Here is a 23,933-nt window from a genome sequence, read left to right on the forward strand (position 1 = left end):
TCGGGTGACAGGAGAAAGTCGCCATTCTACCTGCGGTGCAGGGCAAGTAAACGGGCGCGCTTCGGGGCAGGCAAGGCCGGCCTGTGTGCGGCAGGCACAAAAAAGGCGACCTGTTCAGGTCGCCTTTTTCAGGGCGGTGCGGATCAGAACTCGTGGTCCGCGTTATCCGGGTTCAGGTCGCTGATCCCCAGTTTGCCCGCGGCGCTTTCGATCGAGCCGGTCTGCTTGACCAGTGCGGCGATCGCCTCCCGCACGATTTGGTTGCCCGCCTCGTTACCGGCAGCGATCAACTGGTCATAGTGCTCGCCGTTGTTGGCGTGGTCGACGATGACCTGAATCTTCGCTTCGGTAGACGCCAGGTCCGCCTTGAGCGCTTCATCCGCTGCCGGGTCGGCCTTGGCCACCAGTGAGGACAGGCTCGCGCCGGTCAACCGGGTGCCGTCAACGCGGGTGTATTCGCCCAGGTAAACGTTGCGGATGCCCTTGGCATCGTAGAAGTGCGAGTTGTGGGTGTTGTCGCTGAAGCAGTCCTGCTCGTCTTCTGGCGAGTTGGCTTCCAGGGACACTTTCATCCGCTCGCCCGCCAGTTCGCCCAGGGACAGGCTGCCCATGCCGAACAGCATTTTGCGCAGGCCGTCGGTGCCAGGCTCAGCTTGCAGGGTGGCGCGGTAGTTGTCTTCGACGTCGGGCTTCCAGTTGTCGACCATTTCTGCAAGGTCGCTCACCAGCAGTTGGGTCACGGCGCGCAGGTAGGTGCGGCGACGTTCATTGTGGCCGCCCGTGGCGCCTTCGCCGGTCAGGTAGTCCGAGGCCGGGCGGTTGCCGGCGCCAGGGCCAGTGCCGTTGAGGTCTTGGCCCCAGAGCAGGAATTCGATGGCGTGGTAGCCGGTGGCGACGTTGGCTTCGGAGCCGCCCAGCTCATTGAGGCTGGCGAGTTTTTCGGGGGTGATGTCTTTTACGTCCACCTTGTCTTCGCCCACCTGGATCTGGGTGTTGGCGATGATGTTGGCGGTGGCGCCTGGGTTGCCCAGGGCGTGCTCGTAGGTTTTGTCGACGTAGTCGATCAGGCCTTCGTCCAGGGGCCAGGCGTTCACCTGGCCTTCCCAGTCGTCGATGATGGTGTTGCCGAAGCGGAACACTTCGCTTTGCAGGTACGGCACACGCGCGGCGATCCAGGCGGTACGGGCGGCTTTGAGGGTGTCGTCGTTCGGGTTGGCGAGGAAGGTGTCGATGGCAGTCTGCAGGGTCTTGGCCGTGGATTCGGCATCGCTGTAAACCGCAAAAACCATGTCTGCGTAATGCGCGACCACCGCTTTGGCAGCGGCTTCGTCCACTTGGCCAGCCGGGGCGGCGGCGGGGGCGGTCGTGCTGGTGGCGGCGGGCGCTTGAGGGGCACCGGCTTTGTCTTTGCCTTCGCCGCAACCGGCGAGGGAAATGGCGATGGCCAGCAGACTGGCGGTGGCCAGGGGCATACGAATCATGGCGAACATCCTGCTTCGAGTATTAATGGATCGCGCCGGGGGACGCGCAAAACTGCGACATAATGCGAAAGATTTGCATTTTGTGTAAAGGGTTATAACGGGGAAATATTTAGTATCGATTTGTTCGCCACCCTCGCCCATCGGCCGGGTGGCGGTGAGCCGATCAAAGGATTGCCGCGTTGTTGCGCTCGGCGTGTTTAAGGTAGGCCACCACCTCGCGGGCCGGCAGGGGCTTGCTGTAGTGATAGCCCTGGCCTTCGTGGCAGCCTTCGGTGATCACGTAGGCCTCTTGCTCGGCGGTTTCCACGCCTTCGGCAATCACTTCCATGCCCAGGCTTTTCCCCAGCTGGATGATGGCCCGCACGATGGTGGCGTCGTCGTCGTCATCCAGAACGTCCTGCACGAAGCTCTTGTCGATCTTGATTTTGTCCAGCGGCAGGCTTTTGAGGTAGCTCAACGAGGAGTAGCCGGTGCCGAAGTCGTCAATGGCAATCAGCGCCCCGGAGCGGCGCAGGCTCAGCAGGTGCTGGGCGGCGGTGCTGATGTCTTCCATCAGGCCGGTTTCGGTGACTTCCAGCTCCAGGCTGCGGGGCGGCAGGCGGTAGATCTGTAACAGGTTGTTGACCACCCGGGGCAGTTCCGTGTGGTGCAACTGCACGGTGGACAGGTTGACCGCCATGCGCAAGGTGGTGAAGCCCAGGTCATGCCATTCGCGCAGTTGCCGACAGGCCTGGTCCAGCACCCATTCGCCGATGGCAATGATGGTGCCGTTCTGTTCGGCCAGCGGGATGAACAGGTCCGGCGGGACAAGGCCGTGTTCCGGGTGTTGCCAGCGCAGCAACGCTTCGACGCCGACCACGCGATGGTCCAGGTAGCTGATTTGCGGCTGGTACACCAGGTGGAATTGTTCGCGGCTGAGGGCGTCGCGCAGGTCCTTTTCCAGTTCGCGGCGGCGGCGCATCTCGCTGTCGACGCTGGCGATATAGAACTGGTAGCGGTTGCGCGAGCGGCTCTTGGCCAGGGTCATGGTCTGCTCGGCTTTTTGCAGCAGTTTTTCGGTGCTGTCGCCGTCTTCGGGGAACAGGGTGATGCCGATGGTGGCGCGCAGGCGAATCTGCTGATCTTGGAGGGCAAACTCGGCTTCCAGGTCATCCAGGATGTTTTGTGCCAGTTCGGCGGCTTCGTAGGGTTGTTCGATATCGGCCTGCACCAGGGCGAACTGGTCGCCGCCCAGGCGGGCGAGGGCGCCGAGGCGGCCGCTGTGGGCGCGCAGCCGGTCGGCCAGGGCCAGCAGCAATTGGTCGCCAGCCTGGTAGGTGAACTGCTCGTTGACGCTTTTGAAGTCATCGAGCCCCACGCAGAGCACCGCCACCCGGCGCTGGTGGCGGCCGGCGTCGATCAGGATCTTGTCCAGTTGCCCCTGCAACTTGCGCCGGTTCGGCAGGCCGGTCAAAAAGTCATATTCGGCCATGCGCCGCAGGCTGCTCTCGGCCTCGTGGCGCAAATGCGTGTTGCGCTCGATGGACTCAAGCAACTGGTTGGCCGTGTTGATCCACAGGCCCAGTTCGTTTTTTTCGTGGCCCTTGAGCTGCGGGATCTTGTGCTCGCTGGGGCGGTCGGGGTTGACCGAACTCAGGTGTTCAATAATGCGCGACAGCGGTTTGGTCAGCAGCCAGTGGTACACCAGGTACAGCACCAGCGCCATGGCCAGGGCGCGCAGCACGCCGGAAATAAAGATGATCACCGAGTTGACGATAAAGCCCTTGCCGTACGTGGCGGTGTCGAGGGTGATGCTCAGGTCGCCGTAATACTCGCTGTAGGGCCCGCGCCCCACCAGCGGCGTGGTGAAGTGGCGTTCCTGGCCAAGAATCAGGTCGGTGAGCCAGCGGCTGGAGGACTGGCGCAGGTCGCGGCTTTTTTCCGCGAGCATGGCCTCGTTGGGGTGACCGATGGCGGCCTGGCGTACGGCTTCATCCTGAAACAGGCCTTCGATGACTTGCATGCCCATCTCACGGTCCAGGCTGTACACGGCCTGGGTGGACGGGTCGCGAAACATGTCGAGGATGCGCTGCGCATCGTTGGCCACGGCCTGGCGTGTCTTGTAGGCGTCGAAAACGATCTGCGCCACGCTCAGCGTCACGCCCACCATAAACGCCGACAGCAGCACCACCCGTAACAACTTCACCGACAAGCTGTTTTTGAGTTCCAGCTTCAAAGAGTCATTCCTTGTTCCATGCGGGTACGCTCAACCTGCCAAGAGTATTGGCAATCCCGTGGTGGCAGTCAAAGGGACATTACGGCGTGCGCGGGCTCAAGGCGGCGACCCTGCATTTTTCGAGGGTGCGGGTGCGGTACGGCGGGGGGCAGGGGGGGCGGCGGATCGACGACCCGCCGCGGTGTTCAGAACTTTATCTGCGAGTTCTGGTTGCCGGTGTCCTTGGCGAACTCCAGCGCTTTTCCTGCAACGTCTGTGGCCAGTTTCACACCCACTTCAGCGACTTTTGCCACCAGTGGAACGGCGAGGGCCGCGAGAGGGGCCAGTGCAGCCAGTCCGATCATAGTCATGTCTCCAACGATTGCCTGAATGATGAGGGGAGGGTTCCGCTCACGGCCTGGGTGGCAAGGCTGGGGCATCGGGTTCCGTGGCGCACAAAAAAGCCCGGCGACAAGGCCGGGCTCTTTCTACTGCACGTGACGCTTAGGCAGTGAAGGTTTTGCCTTCGAACTGCTCGGCGACGAACGCCCAGTTGACCAGGTTCCAGAACGCTTCCACATACTTTGGACGCACGTTGCGGTAGTCGATGTAGTAGGCGTGTTCCCACACGTCGCAGGTCAGCAGCGGGGTGTCGCCGCTGGTCAGCGGGTTGCCAGCGCCGATGGTGCTGGCCAGGGCCAGGGAGCCGTCAGCCTTTTTCACCAGCCAGCCCCAACCGGAACCGAAGGTGCCGACGGACGTCTTGGTGAACTCTTCCTTGAACTTGTCGAACGAGCCGAAGGCTGCGTTGATGGCCTCGGCCAGTGCGCCGGTAGGCTGACCGCCAGCGTTTGGCGCCAGGCAGTTCCAGTAAAAGGTGTGGTTCCACACTTGAGCGGCGTTGTTGAAGATACCGCCCGAGGAAGACTTGACGATTTCTTCCAGGGTCTTGCCTTCGAACTCGGTGCCAGGCACCAGGTTGTTCAGGTTCACGACATAGGTGTTGTGGTGCTTGTCGTGGTGAAATTCCAGGGTTTCCTTGGAAATGTGCGGCTGCAGGGCATCGTGTGCGTAAGGCAGCGGCGGCAATTCGAAAGCCATGATGATTCTCCTAATCAGGTCAGTTGCGGTGAGCGCAAGGCCGATCACGGGCGGCCGTACAAGCGCCGCGGAGTTTGTACTCCTTGCGGCGCAGGGGCTGGATCATAGCACCGGGGTTGTGGCAAAACCACGCAACAACTGTGTGGGATAGAGGTTCCAGAGCCTTTTGGAATAAGTCAGCCGGCACTGATCAGTTGGTAGGCCACGCCAAACATCATGGCCGCCACGAGCAGGTCCAGCAGACGCCAGGTGGCCGGGCGCGCCAGCCACGGTGCCAGCCACGCGGCGCCCAGGGCCAAGGCGCTGAACCACAGAAGGGACGCACTGGCCGCGCCCGCTACATAGGCCGTGGGCTCGGTTTGCTGGGCGCCGAGGGAGCCGATCAACAGCACGGTGTCCAGGTACACGTGGGGGTTGAGCAGTGTCACGGCCAGCGCACTGAGCAGCACCGCTCGCAATGAACGCACCTTGGGGTTTTCGCCCTGGCCCAGGCTCTGGCTCGAACAGGCCCGGCGCAGCGCCAGGGTGCCGTACCACAACAGAAACGCCGCACCGCCCCAGCGTGCGACGGCCAGCAACAACGGGTTATGCGCCAGCACCGTCGCCAGCCCGAATACCCCGGCGGCCACCAGCAGCGCGTCGCACACGATGCACAGCGCGGCGACGGGCAGGTGATGTTCGCGGCGCAGGCTTTGCGCCAGGACAAAGGCGTTTTGTGTGCCGATCGCCATGATCAGGCCCAGGGCGACCAGTAAACCGTTCATATAGCTTTGCCACATGGGGGTTACACCTCGCCCGCGGCCAGTTGACGCAATACCGTCATGGCGCGGTCGGCATCGACGCGGCCAACAAACAGGTGGTCGTGGTAGAAGCCTGCGATCACGTTGCAACTGATCCCGGCCTGGCCCAGGGCCGTGGCAAAGGCGGCGGTCAGGCCGACCGCTTCCAGGGCCGAATGCACGTTCAGGGTGATCCACGCCGCCACATAGTCGAACGGCAAACTCGCCCGCTCGGCTTGTTGGCGTTCCACGATCAGGGTCAGGCCTTCTTGTTCACGAAAGCTGCCGATCACCTCGCACCCCGGTGGGATGCGGCTGTCGGGCAGGGTGCAGAAGACGTAGTCGCCGTCATTGAGCTGTGGGCTCATGCTGCGCAGCAGGGTTGCCAGGGCGGTTTCGCCAGCCATCGGGAGTTCCTTGAGTCAGTAGAAGCGAGGCTGGCTATTTTCCGGTCAAGGGCTGTATAAGAAAAACCAATATTACTGATCGCTCATTAGAGAAACTGATGTTCGACTATAAATTGCTGTCTGCCCTTGCCGCTGTGGTGGAACAGGCCGGTTTCGAGCGGGGCGCCCAGGTGCTGGGCCTTTCGCAATCGGCAATCTCCCAGCGCATCAAGCTGCTGGAGGCGCGCATCGGCCAGCCGGTGCTGGTGCGCGCCACGCCGCCCACGCCTACGGATATCGGCCGCCGCCTGCTCAACCATGTGCAACAAGTGCGTCTATTGGAGCGCGACCTGCAAAGCCAGGTGCCAGCGCTGGATGAAGAGGGCATGCCCGAGCGCCTGCGCATCGCCTTGAACGCCGACAGCCTGGCCACCTGGTGGGCCGAAGCGGTCAGCGACTTTTGCGCCGAGCACCATCTATTGCTCGACCTGGTGGTGGAAGACCAGACCGTGGGCCTCAAACGCATGCGTGCAGGCGAGGTGGCGGCCTGTATCTGTGCAAGCGAACGCCCAGTGGCCGGCGCCCGCAGCCTGCTATTGGGCGCGATGCGTTACCGCGCTTTGGCCAGCCCTGCCTTTATTGCACGGCACTTCCCGGACGGTGTACGCGCCGATCAGCTGGCGCGGACCCCGGCGTTGGTGTTTGGCCCGGATGATTTTCTGCAACACCGTTACCTGGCTTCCCTGGGGGTGGACGGTGTGTTTGAACACCATTTATGCCCGTCTTCCGAAGGGTTCATTCGCCTGACGGAGGCGGGCCTGGGCTGGGGGCTGGTGCCGCAATTGCAGGTGCACAACCAATTGCGCAGCGGCGAATTGGTCGAGCTGTTGCCAGATAAACCGATTGATGTGCCGCTGTACTGGCATCATTGGCGCAGTGGCGGGCAACTGCTGGGGCTGTTGACCGATCATCTGGCGCGCACCAGCGGCCAATGGCTGGTGTCGTACACGTAGCGACAAGCGTCAAGCTACGTGCCGCAAGCCAGCGCTTGCGCAGCGTTTTTAACTTGCAGCTCAAGCGTGAGGCTTGCCGCTGCATCTGTAGGAGGCAACATGAAAGTTCTGGTCACCGGCGCAAGCGGCTTTATAGGCGGGCGCTTTGCGCGTTTTGCCCTGGAGCAGGGCCTGGATGTGCGGGTCAACGGGCGACGGGCCGAAAGTGTCGAGCACCTGGTGCGGCGCGGCGCCGAGTTTATCCAGGGTGATCTGAACGATCCTGAACTGGTGCGCGAGCTGTGCCGCGACGTCGAAGCCGTGGTGCATTGCGCAGGCTCCGTGGGGCTATGGGGGCGCTATCAGGAATTTCACCAGGGCAACGTGCTGGTGACCGAAAACGTGGTGGAGGCCTGCCTGAAGCAACGGGTCGGGCGGCTGGTGCACTTGTCGTCGCCGTCGATCTACTTTGACGGTCGCGACCACCTGAACCTTACCGAAGAGCAAGTGCCCAAGCGCTTCAAGCACCCTTATGCCGCCACCAAATACCTGGCGGAGCAAAAGGTCTTCGGCGCCCAGGAGTTCGGCCTGGAAGTATTGGCCCTGCGCCCGCGGTTTGTCACCGGCGCGGGCGACATGAGCATCTTCCCGCGGCTGTTGAAAATGCAGCGCAAAAAGCGCCTGGCCATTGTGGGCGACGGCCTGAACAAGGTCGACTTCACCAGCGTGCACAACCTCAATGAAGCGCTGCTGAGCAGTTTGCTGGCCACCGGCTCGGCGTTGGGCAAGGCCTACAACATCAGCAACGGCACGCCGGTGCCGATCTGGGATGTGGTGAACTACGTGATGCGGCAAATGGACATGCCGCAGGTGACGCGGTATCGGTCCTACGGCATGTCGTACAGCGTCGCGGCGCTCAATGAAGCCTTTTGCGCGATGTGGCCGGGGCGCCCGGAGCCCGGGTTGTCGCGCCTGGGCATGCAGGTGATGAACAAAGATTTCACACTCGACATCAGCCGCGCACGGCATTATCTGGACTACCAGCCCAAGGTCAGCCTGTGGGCGGCCCTGGATGAGTTCTGCAGTTGGTGGAAAGCCCAGGACGCGGGGCTCAAGTGATCACTGTTCACACGCGGTAACACTGGGGAACCGGGTGGGCGATTTCCGGTCAATCGCAGCGGTGAATCAGGGCGTTATACTCGCCCACCTTCGCACGGCTTGTGGCTCACTCAACGGTTAAAGGTTGATTCATGCGTAACGATGCAAAAGACGATTTCGACGATGTACCGAACCTGCGCGCCGACATCGGGGACGACGATGACTTCGTCCCCAGCGCCGCCACCTCGGTGCGCTCGCGGACGGCGAAAGTGGTCAAGGTCAAGGGCGCCAGCACCGGGCCTTTGTGGGCGCTGATCGGTGCGCTGCTGATCGCCTTCGCGGGCCTGGCCTGGTGGAGCTTCCAGCAGATCTCCCTGATGGGCCAGCAACTGGTCGCCACCCAGGAAAGTTTTGCGCGCATCAGCGAAGAGGCCGCGGGGCGCTTGCAGGACATCTCCGGCAAGGTGGTGGCCACCGAGGCCAGCGCGAACACCGGTAGCGAAGCGTTGAAGTTGCAGATCAAGCAGCTCGAAGCCCAGTTGCAGGAGCAGGGCAAGCAGCAATCCGGCGTGGCTGGCCAGGCCACCGACCTGGACAAGCGCCTGGCGCAAATGACGGCCAGCACCAGCGACCTGTCCAATGCCAACATTCAGTTACAAGGCCAGGTGCAGGCCCTGACAGACGCCGTGGCCAGCCTCAAGGCGGCGCAGGGTGACGTCAAGGAGCTGGCGGGCGATGTCGCCGCCTTGAAAAAGCAGGGCAATCCAAGCGCAGCCATTGCCCGTCTGGAACAAGACCTGGTGGTGCTCAAGAGCGAACAGGACAACCGCCCGGCGGCCAGCGACGGCCCTTCTACCAAGGAGTTCGACGTGTTCCGCATCCAGACCACCCGTAACGTCACCACCTTGCAAAGCCAGGTGCAGAACCTGCAACAGCAGATCAACCAGCCGGGGCGCTGACCGCAAAACGTGTTTATTGCCTGTAGGGCGTCTTGTGCCAAAACCCTACAGGCAATGTCACGCCGAATGTCACAGGGTGGTGACATTTCACTTCCGCTTCGTTACTTGCCCATCTCCAGCCCTTGTTTAGACTCCCGTCATCCCACAAAAACAAAAAGGGCTAATCATGACCACGCAACCACTGCCTGCCAGCAGTTGGCTGAACGCACCTGCCCACCATGCCTGGCTAGCGGCTGAAGGACGACGCCTGCTGGCGTTCGCCAAAGCCTCCCGGCTGCCTGACGGCTTCGGCAACCTCGACGGCCTGGGCCATTTGCCCGCCGCGTCGGTCGCCGAAACCATGAACACCGCCCGCATGACCCACAGCTTCGCCATGGCTCACGGCCAGGGCGTGCCCGGCTATGCGGACCTTGTGGCCCACGGTGTCGCCGCGTTGAGCGGCCCGCTGCGCGACGCGCACCATGGCGGCTGGTTCGCCACCGCCGGTGCCAGCGACGGCAACACGGGCAAGGCCGCCTACCTGCATGCCTTCGTCGCGCTGGCCGCCAGTTCTGCGATGGTCGCGGGCGCACCGGGTGCACAGACGTTGTTGAACGACGCGGTCCATATCATCGACCAGTTTTTTTGGAGCGAAGAGCAGGGCACGATGCGTGAGTCTTTTGCCCAGGACTGGAGCGGCGAAGAAGCCTATCGCGGCGCCAACAGCAACATGCACGCCACCGAAGCCTTCCTGGCCCTGGCCGACGTGACCGGCCAGACGCGCTGGCTGGACCGCGCGCTGCGCATCGTCGAGCGCGTTATCCACACCCACGCCGCCGCCAACCAGTACCAGGTCATCGAGCACTTCGACCCGCAGTGGCAGCCGCTGCGCGGTTACAACGAAGACAACCCGGCCGATTGTTTCCGCCCTTACGCCGTGACCCCCGGCCATGGTTTTGAGTGGGCGCGCCTGGTGCTGCACCTGGAAGCTGCCCGCCAGCGAGCGGGGCTGGTCACGCCCGACTGGCTAGTGGAAGACGCCAAGGGCCTGTTTGCCAGTGCCTGCGAGTACGGTTGGGCGGTCGATGGTGCGCCCGGGATTGTCTACACCCACGACTGGAACCAGCGGCCCGTGGTGCGTGAGCGTTTGCACTGGACCCACGCCGAGGCCAGCGCGGCGGCCCAGGCGTTGCTCAAGCGCACAGGCGAGCTGCACTACGAAACCTGGTATCGGCGCTTCTGGGAATTTTGCGACACCCACTTTATCGACCGCGTCCACGGCAGCTGGCACCACGAGCTCAGCCCGCATAACCAGCCCAGCAGCAAGATTTGGGGTGGCAAGCCCGATTTGTATCATGCCTGGCAGGCCATCCTGCTGCCTGGTCTACCCTTAGCACCGAGTATGGCCAGTGCGGTTGGCGCGGGATGTTATGTCACCAGATGGTGACATTTGTGCATCCCTTTGTTACCTGCACCTGAAATATCCCTGTTTAAACTCGTTTGCAGCGCAAGCACCAGACTTGCATGCATAACAACAAGAAAAAGGTACTCAGATGAAAGCGTTTACTCGCCTCGCCGTTGCTGTTTCCGTTGCCTCGTTGTTTCCCCTCAGTGCTTTTGCCGCCGACTCGAAAGGGACGGTTGAAGTTGTGCATTGGTGGACCTCGGGTGGCGAAAAAGCGGCGGTAGATGTCCTGAAGGCCCAAGTTGAAAAAGACGGCTTCACCTGGAAAGACGGCGCCGTCGCCGGCGGTGGCGGTTCCACGGCCATGACCGTACTCAAAAGCCGCGCTGTTGCTGGCAACCCGCCAGGCGTTGCCCAGATCAAGGGCCCCGACATCCAGGAGTGGGCGTCCACTGGCCTGCTCGACACCGACGTTCTCAAAGACGTCTCCAAAGAAGAGAAGTGGGACAGCCTCCTCGACAAGAAAGTCTCCGACACCGTGAAGTACGAAGGTGACTACGTGGCCGTGCCGGTGAACATTCACCGCGTGAACTGGCTGTGGATCAACCCGGAAGTCTTCAAGAAAGCCGGTATCGAAAAAGCCCCGACCACCCTGCAAGAATTCTATGCCGCGGGCGACAAGCTCAAGGCCGCAGGCTTCATTGCGCTCGCCCACGGTGGCCAGCCTTGGCAGGACAGCACCGTTTTTGAAGCGGTCGTGTTGTCGGTCATGGGTGCAGACGGTTACAAAAAAGCCCTGGTCGACCTGGATAACGCCACCCTGACCGGCCCTGAAATGGTCAAGTCCCTGACCGAGCTCAAGAAAGTCGCGACCTACATGGACGTCGACGGCAAGGGCCAGGACTGGAACCTGGAAGCGGCCAAAGTCATCAACGGCAAGGCCGGCATGCAGATCATGGGTGACTGGGCCAAAAGCGAATGGACCGCCGCCAAGAAAGTCGCGGGCAAAGACTACGAGTGCGTAGCGTTCCCGGGCACCGACAAGGCGTTCACCTACAACATCGACTCCCTGGCGGTGTTCAAGCAGAAAGACAAAGGCACTGCGGCCGGTCAGCAGGACATTGCCAAAGTCGTGCTGGGTGAAAACTTCCAGAAAGTCTTCAGCATCAACAAAGGCTCGATCCCGGTGCGTAACGACATGCTGGCCGACATGGGCAAGTATGGCTTTGACGCGTGCGCCCAGACCGCTGCCAAGGACTTCCTGGCAGACGCCAAGACCGGCGGCCTGCAACCGAGCATGGCGCACAACATGGCCACGACCCTGGCTGTGCAAGGCGCATTCTTTGATGTCGTGACCAACTTCATCAACGACCCGAAAGCAGACCCGGCCGACACCGCCAAGAAACTCGGTGCCGCGATCAAGGCTGCCAAGTAAACACCCTGTTCTAACCCTGTAGGCCCCGGCCGCAGCCTGTGTTCTGGAACCCGCTTCCCGACACGGCTGCAGCCTGGTTCAACCTGTTTCAAGTGGATGCTTAACCATGAGTTCTGTTGCTGTGTTCAGCAAAGCCTCGCCGTTCGATGCACTGCAGCGCTGGCTACCCAAACTGGTGCTGGCGCCCAGCATGTTTGTCGTACTGGTGGGTTTCTACGGCTACATCCTGTGGACGTTCGTTCTGTCGTTCACCAACTCGACTTTCCTGCCGTCCTACAAATGGGTAGGCCTGGCGCAATACGCGCGGTTGTTCGACAACGACCGCTGGTGGGTGGCCAGCAAGAACCTCGCCGTGTTCGGCGGGATGTTCATTGGCATCACCCTGGTGATTGGCGTGACCCTGGCCGTGTTCCTCGACCAGCGTATCCGCCGCGAAGGTTTTATCCGCACCATTTACCTGTACCCAATGGCGCTCTCGATGATCGTCACCGGTACGGCCTGGAAATGGCTGCTCAACCCAGGCATGGGCCTGGACAAATTGCTGCGTGACTGGGGCTGGGAAGGTTTCCGCCTGGACTGGCTGATCGACCCGGACCGCGTCGTGTACTGCCTGGTGATTGCGGCCGTGTGGCAAGCCTCGGGGTTCATCATGGCGATGTTCCTGGCGGGCCTGCGCGGTGTGGACCAGTCGATTATCCGTGCCGCGCAGATCGATGGCGCAAGCATGCCCAAGATCTACTGGAAAGTGGTGCTGCCAAGCCTGCGTCCAGTGTTCTTCAGTGCGGTGATGATCCTGGCGCACATCGCCATCAAGAGCTTCGACCTGGTGGCGGCGATGACTGCGGGTGGCCCGGGTTACTCGTCCGACCTGCCTGCGATGTTCATGTATTCGTTCACCTTCAGCCGCGGCCAGATGGGCATGGGCTCGGCCAGTGCAATTCTGATGCTCGGCGCGATTCTGGCAATCATCGTGCCTTACCTGTACTCCGAGCTAAGGACCAAGCGTAATGACTAGTCTTGCTGGCAAACCTGCCATCAGCCTGGGCCGCATCGCGATTTACACGGTGTTGATCCTCGCTGTCCTGCTTTACCTGGTGCCGCTGGTGGTGATGCTGCTGACCAGCTTCAAGAGCCCTGAAGACATCAGTACCGGCAACCTGCTGAGCTGGCCGACGGTGATTACCGGTATCGGCTGGATCAAGGCCTGGGCCACGGTGAAGGGGTACTTCTGGAACTCGTTCTTGATCACCGTGCCCGCTGTGCTGATCTCCACTGCCATTGGTGCAATGAACGGCTACGTGTTGTCGATGTGGCGCTTCAAGGGGTCGCAGTTGTTCTTCGGCCTGTTGCTGTTCGGCTGCTTCCTGCCGTTCCAGACCGTATTGCTGCCAGCCTCGTTCACCCTGGGCAAGATGGGCCTGGCCAGCACTACCACCGGCCTGGTGTTTGTGCACGTGGTCTACGGCCTGGCGTTTACTACACTGTTTTTCCGTAACTACTACGTGAGTATTCCCGACGCACTGGTGAAGGCCGCACGTCTGGATGGTGCCGGTTTCTTCACCATCTTCCGTCGGATCATTCTGCCGATGTCGACCCCGATCATCATGGTCTGCCTGATCTGGCAGTTCACCCAGATCTGGAACGACTTCCTCTTCGGCGTGGTGTTCTCCAGCGGTGATTCGCAGCCCATCACGGTGGCGCTGAACAACCTGGTCAACACCAGCACGGGGGCCAAGGAATACAACGTTGATATGGCGGCGGCGATGATCGCCGGGCTGCCGACCCTGCTGGTGTATGTGGTGGCAGGCAAGTATTTCGTGCGCGGGCTCACGGCCGGCGCAGTCAAGGGGTAATCATGGCAACGCTCGAACTTCGTAACGTAAACAAGACCTACGGCGCCGGCCTGCCGGACACCCTGAAGAACATCGAATTGTCGATCAAGGACGGTGAGTTCCTGATCCTGGTCGGCCCTTCGGGGTGCGGCAAGTCCACGCTGATGAACTGCATCGCGGGCCTTGAGAACATCTCTGGCGGCGCGATCATGATTGATGATCAGGACGTCAGCGGCATGAGCCCCAAGGACCGCGACATCGCCATGGTGTTTCAGTCCTACGCGCTGTACCCGACCATGAGCGTGCGCGAAAACATCGAATTCGGCCTGAAGATTCGCAAGATGAGCCAGGCCGACATCGACGCCGAAGTGGCGCGCGTGGCCAAGCTGCTGCAAATCGAACACCTGCTCAACCGCAAGCCGGGCCAGATGTCCGGCGGCCAGCAGCAGCGTGTGGCCATGGGCCGTGCCCTGGCACGTCGTCCGAAGATCTACCTGTTCGATGAACCGCTGTCCAACCTCGACGCCAAGCTGCGCGTCGAGATGCGCACCGAAATGAAACTGATGCACCAGCGCCTGAAAACCACCACCGTTTATGTCACGCACGACCAGATCGAAGCGATGACCCTGGGCGACAAAGTGGCGGTCATGAAGGACGGCATCATCCAGCAGTTCGGCACGCCCAAAGAGATCTACAACAACCCGGCCAACCAGTTTGTGGCGAGCTTCATTGGCTCGCCGCCGATGAACTTCCTGCCGGCCCGCCTGCAACGCAAGGACGGTCGTCTGTTCGCGCTGCTCGACAGCGGCCAGGCCCGCTGCGAATTGCCGCTGGCCTTCAGCGACGCAGGCCTTGAAGACCGTGAAGTGATCCTGGGTCTGCGCCCCGAGCAGATCCTGCTGGCGGCCGGTGACGCCGCCGGTGAGCCGACCATCCGCACCGAGGTTCATGTGACCGAGCCCACCGGCCCGGACACCCTGGTGTTTGTCACGCTCAACGACACCAAGGTCTGCTGCCGCCTGGCGCCCGATGTGGCGCCGCAGGTGGGCGAGACGCTGAATTTGCAATTCGATCCGGCCAAGGTGCTGCTGTTCGACGCCAAGAGCGGCGAGCGCCTGGGCACTGCCACTGCCAAGCCTGTGCAGGAGCACGGCGACAACGTGGCCCAGTTCAAAGGACGTTAAATCGCGCGGTTAGCGCACATAAGTTGTTGTTTTAATTAAAAAAGTAAACCGCGTTAAATAAAAACAGTTTAATAACAATAAAGACGAGGATGTAGGGATGAAAAAGCAACACAACAACACCCGGCTGATCTGCCAACTGTCAGCAGTGGCCGCTCTGGTTCTGTCCGCCAATGCGATGGCGGATGAAGCTTTTGGTGCCGATTCCAAATGGATGACTGGTGATTGGGGCGGGGAGCGGACCAAACTGATCGAGCAAGGTATCGACATCAAGGCGGACTACGTCGGTGAAGTCGGTGCCAACTTGCACGGTGGTTTCAACAACGACAAGACCGCCCGTTACGCCGACCAGTTCGGCCTGGGCGTGGCACTGGATCTGCAAAAGCTGTGGGGCTGGGATAACACCCAGGCCAAGATCCAACTGACCAACCGTAATGGCGCCAACATCTCCAATGACCGTATTGGCGACCCGCGTGCCGGCACCTTGAGCTCGTCTCAAGAGGTGGATGGTCGTGGCCACATGGTGCGTCTGACCCAGTTCTGGATCCAGCACCAGATGTTCGACAACAAACTGGACGTCAAACTCGGTTACTTCGGTGAAGGCGAAGACTTCAACACCTTCCCGTGCGACTTCCAGAACCTGTCGTTCTGCGGCTCGCAAGTGGGTAACTACGTCAACACCTGGTACAACTGGCCCGTCAGCCAGGCCGCTATCCGCGTGAAGTACAACATCACGCCTGAGCTGTATGCGCAAATCGGTGCGTACAACCAGAACCCGTCGCAGCTGGAACACGGCAACGGCTTCAAGCTCAGCGGCAGCGGCACCAAGGGCACCGTATTGCCGGTGGAATTGGTCTGGTCGCCGAAGGTCAATGGCCTGCCGGGCGAATACCGTGTGGGTTACTACAAGAGCACGGCCGACGCGACCGATGTACGTGAAGACGTCAACGGCGGCGATGCGGGCAGCTCTGGCGCGGCCTTCCGCGTTCGCAGCAGCAAAAGCGGTTACTGGGGTGTTCTGCAACAGCAACTCACCACCCACAATGGCGACGCTTCCCGTGGCCTGAACATCGCGGCTAACGTGACCTTCCACGACAAAGACACCAACCTGGTCGACAACTACCAGTCGTTGATGCTCGTTTACAAAGGGCCGTTCGACGCACGTACCAAAGATGACGTGGGTATCGGTGTGTCCCGTATCCATGCCAACAGCGACGTGAAGAAAACCGCCGAGTTGCTCAATGCCGCGGGTGGTTTCACCGACTACGACCAAACCGGTTTCGCACCGCTGCGCAACACCGAGTACAACGTGGAACTCAACTACGGTATCCACGTCACCAACTGGCTGACCGTGCGTCCTAACCTGCAATACATCGCCAACCCTGGCGGTGTGAAAGAAGTCGACAACGCGTTGGTAGCGGGCCTGAAAATTCAGTCTACGTTCTAACGTTGTTGCGATAAGCTCCTTCTCTCTGTGCGCATGTTCGCGGATGGCCTAGGCCATCCGCTTTTTTTGGGGCGTGCAGTGATGAATTTCAGGACCGTGGCACATGCATGAGCATCCGCTGCAACGCTTTTTCAAATCCCTGCGCGAACGGCCGGTCTTCGGCTGGGAGCGCTTTCAACTGCGCGACGTGCTGGTGATCGACCACCCGCTGTGCCAGGCGGTGTTCAGCCGCCAGGGCGCGCAATTGCTGCATTTTCAGCCACGGGGCCAGAAGCCCTGGCTGTGGTGCGCGGCCAAGTGGCCGCAAGTCGGCGCCATTCGTGGCGGCGTGCCGGTGTGTTGGCCGTGGTATGGCCGCCATCCCAGCGAAAATGCATGGCCGTCCCATGGCTGGGCGCGGTTGATTGACTGGAAATTGCTCGACAGCCGCGTTGACGACGACGGCGTGCGCCTGCACTGGCAGTTGCAACTGTGCGACTGGCAAGTGGACCTGCACGCGCACCTGGGTGAAACCCTGGAACTGCGCTTGAGCACCGAACACCAGGACGAGCTGCCGTGCCAGTTGAGTCATGCGCTGCATGCCTATTGGCGCATTGGCAACGTGGGCGAGATAGCGCTGTCTGGGCTTGAAGGCGCGCAGGGCTACGATCACCTGAACCGTCAGGTATGCCAGCAGGAAGGCGAGTTGCGCGTCGATGGCGGCTGCCAGCGCGTGTTCCAGCACGACGGCGAATTGCAGCTCAAGGACCACGCCTGGCAGCGCGAACTGTGCATCGACACCGGCGACAGTGCCGACACGGTGGTGTGGCACCCGGGCAGCCGGCCGTTGTTGGGCGTGAGCTTTAACGAGGCGTCGGGGTTTGTGTGCGTGGAATCGGCGATGGCCGGTGCGAGCCTGGCGCCGGGGGAGCGGGCGCACCTCAGTCTGCAGGCCCGGGCTAACGCCTGATCCCCACGCGGGGTGGGGAGTGGGCTTGTGCTTGAGGGTTAGTTGAACTCGTCGCCCACCGGATACCGGCTGGCATTCAAGCTCTCTTTGATTTTGCGCAGGTGCGGCTGGAAATCCACGCCGCGGCGCAAGGTCATGCCCGTGGCCAGCACATCCAGCACCGTCAACTGAATGATCCGCGAGGTCATCGGCATGTAGATGTCGGTGTCTTCGGGCAGCGGAATGTTCAAACTCACCGTGCTGGCCTTGGCCAACGGCGAATTCTCGGCAGTCACGCCCAATACGGACGCACCGTTTTCCCGGGCGATACGCGCCACTTCCACCAGCTCGCGGGTGCGGCCGGTGTAGGAAATAATCACGAACAGCTCACCGGTATGCGCCACCGAGGCGATCATGCGCTGCATCAGCACGTCGGCATGGGCCGTGACGGCCAGGTTGAAGCGGAAAAACTTGTGCAACGCATCCATCGCCACCGGGGCCGACGCGCCGAGGCCGAAGAAGTGGATCTGGCGGGCCTGGATCAACAGGTCCACGGCGCGGCTCACCAGCGCCGGGTCCAGGGCCTGGCAGGCGGTGTCCAGGGACGCGATGGCGCTGCCAAAGATCTTTTGGGTGTAGGCCGCCGGGTTATCGTCGGCCTCCACGGCGCGACTGACATACGCAGCGCCGCTGGCCAGGCTTTGCGCCAGCTGCAATTTGAGTTCAGGGTAGCCACTCACGCCAAACGAGCGGCAGAAGCGGTTGACGGTGGGTTCGCTGACCGAAGCGGCCTGGGCGAGGGCGGCGATCGAGAAGCGGGTCGCCTGCTGCGGATTGAGCAGGATGACCTCGGCGACTTTTCGCTCGGCCTTGTTGAGTTCTTCGAGGCGGTTCTGGATCTGTTCCAGTAGATTTCGCACGCGGTCCATTCATCTTTCCTTCGGGCGACGATGCAAATAAAGGGGCTCTGACCAAGCGAGGAGCGGCCCTTTTCGGTGGCCTATCCTACTGAGGGTAGCTGAACACCACCACTCGGAATGCGTATTTTGGGAAAATGTTGTGGTTATTACTACATTTTTCCTTGAGTGATGCCTTAAAAAAAGGTATTTGTAGCTTAACTTGATAAAAGAACCAACATCATGCCTTTGATAACCGTAGAACCCTGCACCTTTGCCCTGTTTGGCGCCTTGGGTGATCTGGCGCTGCGCAAGTTATTTCCTGCCCTCTATCAACTCGATGGCGCCGGGCTCTTGCACGACGACACCCGCATCCTGGCCCTGGCCCGCGAGGCCGGTGACGCCCAGCAGCACGTGGCCCGCATCGAAAAAGAGCTGCGCAAATACGTTGGCAAGGAGCTGGACGAAACCACCGCCAAGCGTTTCCTGGCCCGCCTGACCTACGTGCACGTCGACTTCAAGAACGCTGACGACTACGTCGCCCTGGCGGAAATTGCCGGCACCGCGCAAACCCTGATCGCTTATTTCGCAACGCCTGCGGCGGTGTATGGTGCGATCTGCGAAAACCTGTCCAAGGTTGGCCTGGCGGACAACACCCGGGTGGTGCTGGAAAAGCCGATCGGTTCTGACCTGGAATCCTCGCGCAAGGTCAACGACGCCGTGGCGCAGTTTTTTCCCGAGAACCGCACCTACCGCATCGACCACTACTTGGGCAAAGAAACCGTCCAGAACCTGATCGCCCTGCGTTTTGCCAACAGCCTGTTCGAGACCCAGTGGAACCAGAACTACATCTCCCACGTGGAAATCACCGTGGCCGAGCAGGTCGGTATCGAAGGCCGTTGGGGTTACTTCGACAAGGCTGGCCAGCTGCGCGACATGATCCAGAACCACCTGCTGCAACTGCTCTGCCTGATCGCCATGGACCCGCCGGCCGACCTGTCCGCCGACAGTATTCGTGACGAGAAGGTCAAGGTGCTCAAGGCCCTGGCGCCAATCAGCCCCGAAGGCCTCAGCACCCAGGTGGTGCGCGGCCAGTACATCGCGGGCTACAGCGCTGGCAAGGCAGTACCGGGCTACCTGGAAGAAGAGAATTCCAACACCCAGAGCGACACCGAAACCTTCGTGGCGCTGCGGGCAGACATCCGTAACTGGCGCTGGGCAGGCGTGCCGTTCTACCTGCGTACCGGCAAGCGCATGTCGCAAAAGCTGTCGCAGATCGTCATCCACTTCAAGGAACCGTCGCACTACATCTTCGCCCCCGAGCAGCGCCTGCAGATCAGCAACAAACTGATCATCCGCCTGCAGCCGGATGAAGGTATTTCGTTGCGCGTGATGACCAAGGAGCAAGGCCTGGACAAGGGCATGCAACTGCGCAGCGGCCCGTTGCAACTGAATTTTTCCGACACCTATCGCAGCACGCGGATTCCTGATGCCTACGAGCGGTTGTTGCTGGAAGTGATGCGCGGCAATCAGAACCTGTTTGTGCGCAAAGATGAAATCGAAGCCGCGTGGAAGTGGTGCGACCAGTTGATCGCCGGGTGGAAAAAGTCCGGTGATGCACCCAAGCCGTATGCGGCCGGGTCCTGGGGGCCGATGAGCTCCATTGCACTGATCACGCGGGACGGGAGGTCGTGGTATGGCGATATCTGAATTGAAACTGCCAGAGGGCGTGAGCGTCCATGAGTACCGCACGCCGGTGTTGCTGGCCGAAGGGCTGGCCAACGACGTGGCCGAGCAACTGCGCACGGCCATCAGTGCCCGTGGCGAGGCGGTATTGGTGGTGTCCGGTGGCCGCAGCCCGGTGGCGTTTTTCGAGCACCTGGCCAAGCAAGGGCTGGACTGGTCCAAGGTCACGATCACCCTGGCCGACGAGCGTTGGGTGCCGGTGGAACATGCCGACAGCAATGCTGGCCTGTTGAAGAAACACCTGCTGCAAGGCCCGGCGGCCAAGGCCCGCTTTTTGAGCCTGTACAGCGTCGCCGCTAACCTGGAAGACGCCGCCGAGCAGGCCGATCGCCTGTTGGCCGAACTACCGGCGATTGACGTGCTGGTGCTGGGCATGGGCGATGACGGCCACACCGCGTCGCTGTTCCCGGGTAGCCCTAACCTCGCGGATGCACTGGCGAGCGACGGCACTCGCCGCTGCTGGCCGATGCTCGCGCCCACCGTGCCGCACCAGCGCCTGACCATGAGTCGCGCGCTGTTGGCCACGGCTCGCTACACGGTCCTGTCGGTGTCCGGCAGTTCAAAATTGAACACCTTGAGCGCCGCGCTCGCCAGCGACGATGTCGCTGCCATGCCAGTGCGTGCGTTTTTGCAACCTACTTTAGAGATTTACTGGTGCCCATGAACCAAGGATCAGCCGCGATGAAAAGCCCTCAACCTGCCGTGTCCATGGCGGACAAAGTTGCCTTGATCGACAGCCTCTGCGCCAAGGCGCGGATCCTGCCGGTGATCACCATTGCCCGCGAACAGGACATCCTGCCGCTGGCCGATGCCCTGGCAGCGGGCGGTTTGACCGCACTGGAAGTGACCCTGCGTTCGCAGTTCGGCCTCAAGGCTATCCAGGTGCTGCGTGAGCAGCGTCCGGAGCTGTGCACCGGCGCCGGTACGGTGCTGGACCGTCACATGCTGGAAGCGGCAGAAGTGGCCGGCTCGCAATTTATCGTCACCCCGGGCATCACCCGCGACCTGCTGGAAGCCAGCGTGCACAGCCCGATCCCGCTGCTGCCGGGCATCAGCAATGCCTCGGGCATCATGGAAGGCTACGCACTGGGTTATCGGCGCTTCAAGCTGTTCCCGGCCGAAGTCAGCGGCGGTGTAGCGGCTATCAAGGCCCTCGGCGGCCCGTTTGGCGAAGTCAAGTTCTGCCCCACCGGCGGTGTTGGCCCGGCCAATATCAAGAGCTACATGGCGTTGAAAAACGTGATGTGCGTGGGCGGTAGCTGGATGCTGGACCCCGAGTGGATCAAGAACGGCGACTGGGCCCGTATCCAGGAAGTGACGGCCGAGGCGCTGGCACTGCTGGACTGATTGGATGTACCGGATTTACTGAATCGTTGTTGCTGTGTTCGACGGCTTTTGCGGCGCACTTGGTCGGTGCGCCGCTTTTTTTTGCCTGTCGAAAATGCAAGGCCCGGGCGCTGTTTAGTGCGTGCTCAATGCGCTGATGGCGTGGACCAGGCGCCGCATGTCCGCCGCTGATGTCACCCACCCCGGCGTGACCCTTATACAACTGCCAAAGGCCGCCCCGCTGCGGGTGGTGGTGAACAGGTTGTATTCCTTGAGCAAGCGCTCTGTCATCACCTGTTGATCTTGCCCGATAAAAGTAAAGGCGCTGATTGCACAACACAGCCGTGGATCGTCTGGGGTCATCACCTCGATGCCCGGCAACTCCCGCACTTCATTTACCCACAGGCTGCGCAGGTAGTTGAGCCGTGCGCCCTTGGCCGCTGCGCCACCCAGGGCGCGATGTTCTTCAAACACCAGGGGCAGGGTCATCAGCGCGGCGAAGTTTGGCGTGCTGAAGGGCGTACGGGCGCGCACGTCAGTGGCGGGGTAGTGAAACTCGCCCATGTCCGGGTCGATGTCGGCCAAGCGGTGTGGGTCGATGTAGAGGAACCCCAGCGTCAACGGTGCGCCGATCCACTTGTGCAGGTTGAAACCGGCAAAGGCGATGCCCAGCTGCGCCAGGTTGAATTCAATCTGGCCCAGGGCGTGGGCACCGTCGAGGATCACGTCCACCCCGTGCTCGCGGGCGCTGCTGGCAATGTCTTCTACGGGCATCACCAGCCCCGTGCGATGGGTGACGTAGGTCAGCGCCATCAGCTTGAGGCGCGGGTGCCGGGTGAAGGCGTCGCGATAGGTGTGAAGCAGGCTGTCGAAGGTGGCGGGGTGCGTGTGGGCCACTTCGATCACCTCGACCCCGCGATGGCGTGCCAGCCAGCGCATGGCGCTTTTGACGGTGTCGTATTCCAGGTCGCTGATCAGCACCTGGTCGCCCGGTTGCAGGCGGTTGTAATTGCGGATCAACGACTGCAAGGCATCGGATGCGCAGCGGGTGAGGGCGACGGCTTCGGGGTCGGCGTCGATCAGTTCGGCCAGCTGGCGGCGAATCTCCACGCTTTCACCCCGCTCGAAATGCTGGCGCACATGCACCGAGTTGCTGCGGTTAATAAAGGCGGTATGGGCCTGATACTGCGCCAGCACCGCGCGGCTCATGCGTCCGAAGTAGCCGTTTTCCAGGTTGATCGGGCCGGGTTCCAGGTCATAGCGCAGGGCGATGGCGCGCCAGTAATCTTCGTCGCGAGAGGTGGGCATGGCAGGGCTCTTTCAGTGACGGGGGGCGGGTTTGCCGTGTTTGAGGCGCAGGGGTTCCAGCAGGTCCGACAGGCCGTTGTGGTCGATTTCCTGCATCAGTGCCAGTAAACCGCCCAGCTCGCCGTGGGGGAAACCTTCACGGGCAAACCAGTTGAGGTAAGGGCCGGGCAGGTCAGCGATGATCCGGCCTTTGTACTTGCCGAAGGGCATTTGGCGGGTGATCAGCAGTTCAAGTTTTTCAGGGTTCATGAGGGCGTCGCAACAGAGTCGAGGCCTTGGAAAATACAGGCATTCTGCATGCAGGCCAAAGGACAGATCATGCAAATAAAGCGGATACAGATTCGGCTGTGTTTATTAACTAATTGAAATATAAGCGTTTATTTGTTTTTAAAAAGCTGGCACGGCCACTGCAATTACTTCAGTCACGTTTCTAAACCTGCAAGGAATTGAGCCATGACTGACATCAACAAAGAATCGATCTCGGTACTGAACGATCTGATCGAAACCAGCAAAGACGGCCAGGAAGGCTTTAAAACCTGCGCAGAAGATATCAAGCACCCCGAACTCAAGGCCCTGTTCGCCAAACGCGCCACCGACTGCGCGACCGCAGCGGCCGAGCTGCAGACGGCGGTGCGTGCGTTGGGGGGCGACCCGGAAAACTCGGGCAGTGTTGCCGGTGCCTTGCACCGCGGTTGGGTCGATGTGAAGTCGATGGTCACCGGCAAGGACGAAGAGGCGGTGCTCAACGAAGCCGAGCGCGGCGAGGACCACGCCATCAAGGCTTACAAGGAAGCGATCGAGAAGATCAACAAGCACAACCTGCTGGGTATTCGTGACCTGGTGGAGCGCCAGTTCCATGGCGTGCAACGCAACCACGACCAAGTTAAAGCGCTGCGTAACCAGGCGCGTGCCCGCTCGTAAGCGGTTCTGGTTGTCAGCAAGGGAGCGGGTGTTTACCCGCTCCCTTTTTTGCGTCAGTGATTAGCCGATGCTGATCGGCGGCAACTCGGTCAACGTCACTTCCTGCTGCTTGCGCGGGGCCATGATCTCGGCTTCGCCGTCCACCACCAACTCATCGCGCTGGTTGAAGACACGGGTGGCAATACGCACTCGAAATTTTGGCAGCTTCTCGAGAATTTCCAGACGTACGGTCAGGGTGTCACCGATTTTTACCGGCTTCTGAAAGCTCATTTGCTGGCCGATATAGATCGTGCCCGGCCCAGGCAACTCACAGGCCACCGCTGCGCTGATCAGGGCGCCGCTGAACATTCCGTGGGCAATGCGCTCTTTGAACAGGGTCGCCTTGGCGTATTCGGCATCCAGGTGCACCGGGTTGTGGTCGCCGGACACCGCCGCGAACAGCTGGATATCGCGCTCTTCGACGGTCTTGCTGAAGCTGGCGGTCTGGCCGACTTCAAGGGCTTCGTACGGGGTGTTGGTAACCTGGGTCATCGCGTGGT

Annotated in this window: 24 protein-coding genes; 14 read left to right on the top strand and 10 right to left on the bottom strand. The window is 61.3% G+C overall.

Annotated elements, in window-relative coordinates:
- Positions 1 to 143: 143 nt before the first annotated feature.
- From ACW9H9_RS19010 to ACW9H9_RS19035, 6 genes are all read right to left on the bottom strand, one after another.
- The gene (locus ACW9H9_RS19010; RefSeq protein WP_457344737.1) at positions 144 to 1,481 is read right to left on the bottom strand and encodes an imelysin family protein; all 1,338 of its coding nucleotides are present in this window, start codon (positions 1,479 to 1,481) and stop codon (positions 144 to 146) included.
- Positions 1,482 to 1,644: 163 nt separating this feature from the next.
- Positions 1,645 to 3,696 carry a putative bifunctional diguanylate cyclase/phosphodiesterase gene (locus ACW9H9_RS19015; protein WP_457344736.1) on the bottom strand — a complete coding sequence of 684 codons (2,052 nt, stop codon included), beginning with the start codon at positions 3,694 to 3,696 and terminating at the stop codon, positions 1,645 to 1,647.
- Positions 3,697 to 3,881: 185 nt separating this feature from the next.
- Entirely contained in the window at positions 3,882 to 4,040 is a 159-nt protein-coding gene (locus ACW9H9_RS19020) for a hypothetical protein (RefSeq protein WP_457344735.1), read from the bottom strand.
- 139 nt (positions 4,041 to 4,179) lie between these two features.
- Complete coding sequence (locus ACW9H9_RS19025) at positions 4,180 to 4,776, bottom strand: superoxide dismutase (protein ID WP_457344734.1); 597 nt, start codon at positions 4,774 to 4,776, stop codon at positions 4,180 to 4,182.
- Positions 4,777 to 4,952: 176 nt separating this feature from the next.
- Positions 4,953 to 5,555: a LysE/ArgO family amino acid transporter gene (locus tag ACW9H9_RS19030; RefSeq protein ID WP_457344733.1), complete on the bottom strand. Its 603-nt coding sequence runs from the start codon at positions 5,553 to 5,555 to the stop codon at positions 4,953 to 4,955.
- A 5-nt stretch (positions 5,556 to 5,560) separates the two neighbouring features.
- Positions 5,561 to 5,962, bottom strand: coding sequence for an ACT domain-containing protein (locus ACW9H9_RS19035; protein ID WP_457344732.1), 402 nt, complete (start codon positions 5,960 to 5,962; stop codon positions 5,561 to 5,563).
- 98 nt (positions 5,963 to 6,060) lie between these two features.
- Here ACW9H9_RS19035 and ACW9H9_RS19040 point away from each other — a divergent pair, with 98 nt between their 5' ends.
- The 10 genes from ACW9H9_RS19040 (at position 6,061) to ACW9H9_RS19085 (ending at position 17,218) form a co-directional block, all read left to right on the top strand.
- The gene (locus ACW9H9_RS19040) at positions 6,061 to 6,954 is read left to right on the top strand and encodes a LysR family transcriptional regulator ArgP (RefSeq protein ID WP_457344731.1); all 894 of its coding nucleotides are present in this window, start codon (positions 6,061 to 6,063) and stop codon (positions 6,952 to 6,954) included.
- Between the two features lie 99 nt (positions 6,955 to 7,053).
- Positions 7,054 to 8,052 carry an NAD-dependent epimerase/dehydratase family protein gene (locus ACW9H9_RS19045; protein ID WP_457344730.1) on the top strand — a complete coding sequence of 333 codons (999 nt, stop codon included), beginning with the start codon at positions 7,054 to 7,056 and terminating at the stop codon, positions 8,050 to 8,052.
- A 131-nt stretch (positions 8,053 to 8,183) separates the two neighbouring features.
- Positions 8,184 to 8,990, top strand: coding sequence for an ATPase (locus ACW9H9_RS19050; protein ID WP_457344729.1), 807 nt, complete (start codon positions 8,184 to 8,186; stop codon positions 8,988 to 8,990).
- Positions 8,991 to 9,156: 166 nt separating this feature from the next.
- On the top strand, positions 9,157 to 10,416 hold the full coding sequence (locus ACW9H9_RS19055) for a D-mannose isomerase (protein WP_457344728.1): 1,260 nt from the start codon (positions 9,157 to 9,159) through the stop codon (positions 10,414 to 10,416).
- Between the two features lie 106 nt (positions 10,417 to 10,522).
- Entirely contained in the window at positions 10,523 to 11,809 is a 1,287-nt protein-coding gene (locus ACW9H9_RS19060) for an ABC transporter substrate-binding protein (RefSeq protein ID WP_457344727.1), read from the top strand.
- Between the two features lie 106 nt (positions 11,810 to 11,915).
- Positions 11,916 to 12,824: a carbohydrate ABC transporter permease gene (locus ACW9H9_RS19065; protein WP_457344726.1), complete on the top strand. Its 909-nt coding sequence runs from the start codon at positions 11,916 to 11,918 to the stop codon at positions 12,822 to 12,824.
- Positions 12,817 to 13,662 carry a carbohydrate ABC transporter permease gene (locus ACW9H9_RS19070; RefSeq protein WP_457344725.1) on the top strand — a complete coding sequence of 282 codons (846 nt, stop codon included), beginning with the start codon at positions 12,817 to 12,819 and terminating at the stop codon, positions 13,660 to 13,662. The genes ACW9H9_RS19065 and ACW9H9_RS19070 overlap by 8 nt, the downstream gene beginning before the upstream one ends.
- A gap of 2 nt (positions 13,663 to 13,664) precedes the next feature.
- Entirely contained in the window at positions 13,665 to 14,825 is a 1,161-nt protein-coding gene (locus tag ACW9H9_RS19075; RefSeq protein WP_457344724.1) for an ABC transporter ATP-binding protein, read from the top strand.
- Positions 14,826 to 14,922: 97 nt separating this feature from the next.
- A complete protein-coding gene (locus tag ACW9H9_RS19080; RefSeq protein WP_457344723.1) occupies positions 14,923 to 16,269 on the top strand; it encodes a carbohydrate porin in 1,347 nt (448 codons plus the stop codon).
- A 103-nt stretch (positions 16,270 to 16,372) separates the two neighbouring features.
- Complete coding sequence (locus ACW9H9_RS19085) at positions 16,373 to 17,218, top strand: D-hexose-6-phosphate mutarotase (protein WP_457344722.1); 846 nt, start codon at positions 16,373 to 16,375, stop codon at positions 17,216 to 17,218.
- A gap of 38 nt (positions 17,219 to 17,256) precedes the next feature.
- Here the strand turns inward: ACW9H9_RS19085 and ACW9H9_RS19090 are convergent, their stop codons facing one another.
- Positions 17,257 to 18,117 (bottom strand): MurR/RpiR family transcriptional regulator, encoded by an 861-nt coding sequence (locus tag ACW9H9_RS19090; RefSeq protein WP_457344761.1) that lies wholly within the window; start codon positions 18,115 to 18,117, stop codon positions 17,257 to 17,259.
- 219 nt (positions 18,118 to 18,336) lie between these two features.
- Between ACW9H9_RS19090 and zwf the strand changes: the two genes are divergently transcribed.
- Genes zwf through ACW9H9_RS19105 form a run of 3 tightly spaced genes read left to right on the top strand, consistent with a single transcriptional unit; the run spans position 18,337 to position 21,186 of the window.
- Positions 18,337 to 19,803, top strand: coding sequence for a glucose-6-phosphate dehydrogenase (gene zwf, locus ACW9H9_RS19095; protein WP_457344721.1), 1,467 nt, complete (start codon positions 18,337 to 18,339; stop codon positions 19,801 to 19,803).
- Entirely contained in the window at positions 19,790 to 20,503 is a 714-nt protein-coding gene (gene pgl, locus ACW9H9_RS19100) for a 6-phosphogluconolactonase (protein WP_457344720.1), read from the top strand. Before zwf ends, pgl begins: the two co-directional genes overlap by 14 nt.
- Before the next feature lie 17 nt (positions 20,504 to 20,520).
- Complete coding sequence (locus ACW9H9_RS19105; protein WP_457344719.1) at positions 20,521 to 21,186, top strand: bifunctional 4-hydroxy-2-oxoglutarate aldolase/2-dehydro-3-deoxy-phosphogluconate aldolase; 666 nt, start codon at positions 20,521 to 20,523, stop codon at positions 21,184 to 21,186.
- A gap of 114 nt (positions 21,187 to 21,300) precedes the next feature.
- Here ACW9H9_RS19105 and ACW9H9_RS19110 read toward each other — a convergent pair whose 3' ends face one another.
- Both ACW9H9_RS19110 and ACW9H9_RS19115 read right to left on the bottom strand, forming a co-directional pair.
- Complete coding sequence (locus ACW9H9_RS19110) at positions 21,301 to 22,473, bottom strand: aminotransferase class V-fold PLP-dependent enzyme (protein ID WP_457344718.1); 1,173 nt, start codon at positions 22,471 to 22,473, stop codon at positions 21,301 to 21,303.
- Between the two features lie 12 nt (positions 22,474 to 22,485).
- The gene (locus ACW9H9_RS19115; protein ID WP_457344717.1) at positions 22,486 to 22,722 is read right to left on the bottom strand and encodes a DUF3820 family protein; all 237 of its coding nucleotides are present in this window, start codon (positions 22,720 to 22,722) and stop codon (positions 22,486 to 22,488) included.
- A 204-nt stretch (positions 22,723 to 22,926) separates the two neighbouring features.
- Between ACW9H9_RS19115 and ACW9H9_RS19120 the strand changes: the two genes are divergently transcribed.
- Positions 22,927 to 23,394: a ferritin-like domain-containing protein gene (locus tag ACW9H9_RS19120; RefSeq protein ID WP_457344716.1), complete on the top strand. Its 468-nt coding sequence runs from the start codon at positions 22,927 to 22,929 to the stop codon at positions 23,392 to 23,394.
- Positions 23,395 to 23,454: 60 nt separating this feature from the next.
- Here the strand turns inward: ACW9H9_RS19120 and ACW9H9_RS19125 are convergent, their stop codons facing one another.
- Positions 23,455 to 23,925 carry a MaoC family dehydratase gene (locus tag ACW9H9_RS19125; protein ID WP_457344715.1) on the bottom strand — a complete coding sequence of 157 codons (471 nt, stop codon included), beginning with the start codon at positions 23,923 to 23,925 and terminating at the stop codon, positions 23,455 to 23,457.
- Positions 23,926 to 23,933: the final 8 nt, after the last annotated feature.

Source organism: Pseudomonas sp. SDO5215_S409 (assembly GCF_054071325.1).